At 57.1% G+C, this 3255-nt stretch carries 2 protein-coding genes; both read right to left on the bottom strand.

Translation table 11 applies throughout. The annotated features are described in order from the left end of the window. Positions 1 to 247 precede the first annotated feature (247 nt). A complete protein-coding gene (locus NW835_RS09820) occupies positions 248 to 1882 on the bottom strand; it encodes an AAA family ATPase (protein ID WP_414415182.1) in 1635 nt (544 codons plus the stop codon). A 43-nt stretch (positions 1883 to 1925) separates the two neighbouring features. Further along, positions 1926 to 3255 (bottom strand): pentapeptide repeat-containing protein (locus NW835_RS09815; RefSeq protein ID WP_414415181.1); only part of this gene is annotated, 1330 nt, incomplete at its 5' end.

Here is a 3255-nt window from a genome sequence, read left to right as displayed (position 1 = left end):
CCAGAACGGGATCAAAGTTTTCCGCCATCCCTAACCTCAAGTTAACCTTCCAACTACCTGCTGCTGCATAAGCCATAGGCCCGGTCAGTTTTGGCAATTACTTCAGCTCGGTAAGCTTCCAGCCCCCAAATCGACCACCAAAATCAGGGATCCCGTAGCCCAAAGCAGCCGCTATCTGTTGGATCCCTGGGGAGCTAATGGTTTTGGTAGGGCTGCTACATCCCGCCAGAAGACCAGGACTGAGAACTTAGGAGGGGGAGGAGGGGAAAAACGAAGAGGGGCTGTCGACTTCGATGGGGCCCAGCCCTCTTTTTTGCACCAGCGTTCGCAGCTCCTGCACAAGCTGTTGGTCTTGGGAGGCTGTGCGCGCCCCGGACTCGGCAGCCCATGCTTTTAAGTCCTGAATCTGGTCGCGGGCGATGGCGGCCAGAGGAACGGTTTGGCGAATGGCGCTAAGGATGTCCTCCTGGGTAAACTCGCGGGGTGGATCCTGGTTGAAGGCCATGTGCATGGCATCGTAGATGGTCTGTTCAATTTCCGCCCCGCTGAAATCTTCGCTGGCCATGGCCAGCTCAGGGTAGGAGAAATCCCGCACGCGGTTGGGCCGCAGCCGCTGGATGTGGACTTGGAAGATCTCCTCCCGCTCCCGCTGGTTGGGCAAATTGACAAAGAAAATCTCATCAAACCGGCCTTTGCGCAGCAACTCAGCCGGCAAGATGCGGACATTATTGGCGGTGGCAACAATAAAAACGGGTTTGGTTTTTTCCTGCATCCAGGTAATTAGGCTGCCGAAGACCCGCTTGCTGGTGCCCGAATCTCCTGAAAACTCGCTGTTGACGCCGCCAAAGGCCTTATCCAACTCATCAATCCACAAAACACAGGGGGCCATAGCTTCGGCAATTTGGATCATCTGGCGCACGCGGCTTTCACTTTCGCCGACGATCCCGCCGAAGAGTCGCCCCACATCCAGCCGGAGCAAGGGCATGCGCCACTCGCGGGCTATGGTTTTGGCACAGAGGGACTTGCCGGTACCCTGAATCCCGGCCAGCAAAATGCCCTTGGGGCTGGGCAAGCCATAGTCGCGGGCCTGGGCACTAAAGCTGTTGCGGCGCTGGCGAATCCAGGCTTTGAGGTTTTCCAGGCCGCCGACATTTTGCAGGGTCTCGGAGGGGTTGTAAAACTCCAGGATTTCTGTCTGGCGGATGTATTGCTTTTTCTCTTCCAGAACCAGGTCGATATCGCCCTCGCTGACCTTGCCTTTGGCGGCTAGGGCGCGGGCCAGGATCCGCTCAATGCGCTGCCGGGTCAGCCCTTGACAGGCTCGAACCAGTTGTTCCCGCGCTGGGCCGCTTAGCTCCAGTTGACGGGCAGGGATCGCGCGGGTAACGATCCGCTCAATTTCGTCGATGCTGGGCAGGGGAAAATCATAGACTACAATTTCCTCGCGCAGCTCGGCAGGGACAACGGCTTCTTGGCCCAGGAGGATGATGGACTTGCGGCTGTGGCGGCCCTCTCTGGCCAAGGTTTTTAGGTAGCGGATAACGGGATAGTTATCTGAGCGTTCTGGATTTCTCAGGGTGGGGTTTAGATCCTTGAGAACACAAATAACCGCCTCGTCCTCTTTGATAGCGCCGATGCGGCCCAGAGCAGGCATCAATTGACCTTTGTTTTGGCCGTTGTCTGACCAGCCAGAGACGATATCCCAGATTAGGAGTTTGCGCTTGGGTTTGAGAGAATCGGCCAGAACTTGTAGCAGCTCCTCTGCTGGGGCTTCTTCGGGAGTAACTAGGTAGATCAAAGGGTAGCGAGCGCGAACCACCAAGTCCAGCAGCGTGAGAATGTCTTGGTGATTGCTGGCAAAGGCGAGATCTAAGGAACTCATGGATCTAGCTGCTAGCTGTAGGTAGTCTAGCAAAGGGATCTGCCTAGGGATGGACAGTTCCGTCGGGGAGGATGGCCCCGCTCAAGTCGACAAATCGATCCCAGCCGGGACTTAGTTTTGCGCCCTTTAGGTTTGCTCCTTTGAGAGAAACGTTCAGCAAGTCTGCCTCCTGCAGGTCTGCCCCGCTCAGGTCGGCTCCTTCCAGGTTTGCCCCCCTCAGGTCTGCTGCCCTTAAGTCAGCCCCGCTGAGGTTTTTCACATCAGCCTGGCCGTTAACAATCTCCCAGACCAGCCGCCACTTGGGATCCATCTGCGTTTCGGCAGAGACTAGGGATCCCTCTAGACTGACCCGGCTCAAGTCGGCCCCGCTCAAGTTGGCTCCGCTGAGATCAGCCTGGCTCAGGTCAGCCCCGCTCAAGTTGGCTCCGTTGAGGTTGGCTGCTCTCAAGTTAGCCTGCTTCAAATTGGCCCCCCTCAGGTTGGCTCCGCTGAGGTTGGCCCCACTGAGGTCTAATCCTCTCAGATAGGTCTGGGCCAAGCTGGCCTCGCTTAGATCGACCCCTCGCAGATATGTTTCGTTTAGGTCAGCTCCGCTCAGGTTGGATCCTCTCAGACATGCCTGACGTATCCGGCTCAGGTTAACCCCCCTCAAGTTGGCTTGCCTGAGGTTGACCCCCTCCAGGTTAGCTTCACTCAGATCGGCTTCGGTTAAGTTGGCGTTGTCCAGGTTCGCTCCCCTTAAGTAGGCTCGGCTTAGGTTTGCGGAGCGCAAATCGGCCCCCTCTAAGTCGGCCTCGCCTAGGTATGCTGCACTCAGGTTTGCGCGGCTTAGCTTGGCCCTGCTCAGGCGTGCTGCTTTCAAGTTTGCCCGGCTTAGGTTGGCCCCCTCTAGGTATACCTCGCTCAGGTTAGCCCAGCTCAGATCAGCTCGGCTCAGGTCAGCCTGGTACAGATAGGCTGCTCCCCCCCTCTCTCCTTTCCCTAGGTCGGCTCCCCTCAAGTCTGCCCCACTTAAGTCAGGCCTACTTAGACTGGCTCCCCTCAGGTCAGCCCAGCGGAAGTCTCGCTCTCCGGCTCTGTATCTGGCTTGGATATCTTCGACTTTACGGAGAGGAAGCGGATGCGCTTTTGCTACCTGCACAAGCTCCGGATCCGCTGACTCCAGCAGTGTTTTCCAGGCTGCAAATTGAACTTTCCAAGCCAAACCTTTTTGCATGACGGTTTGGATAACAAGTTGAACCCCTTTTTCGCCATATTGGAGCGCTTCCTCAATCGCTCGGATTCGCACTTCCAGATCGGGACTGGCTAGGTCTTGCTCAATAGCCACCAAGCCTCCCATGACCGGATCGGAGCCGGCCAATTGCTGCCCACCC

It is taken from the genome of Synechococcus sp. OH2, assembly GCF_047462155.1.
GTDB lineage: Bacteria > Cyanobacteriota > Cyanobacteriia > Thermostichales > Thermostichaceae > Thermostichus.
The sequence above is the reverse complement of the archived record's forward strand: the minus strand, read 5'-3'. Positions and strand labels throughout refer to the sequence as shown.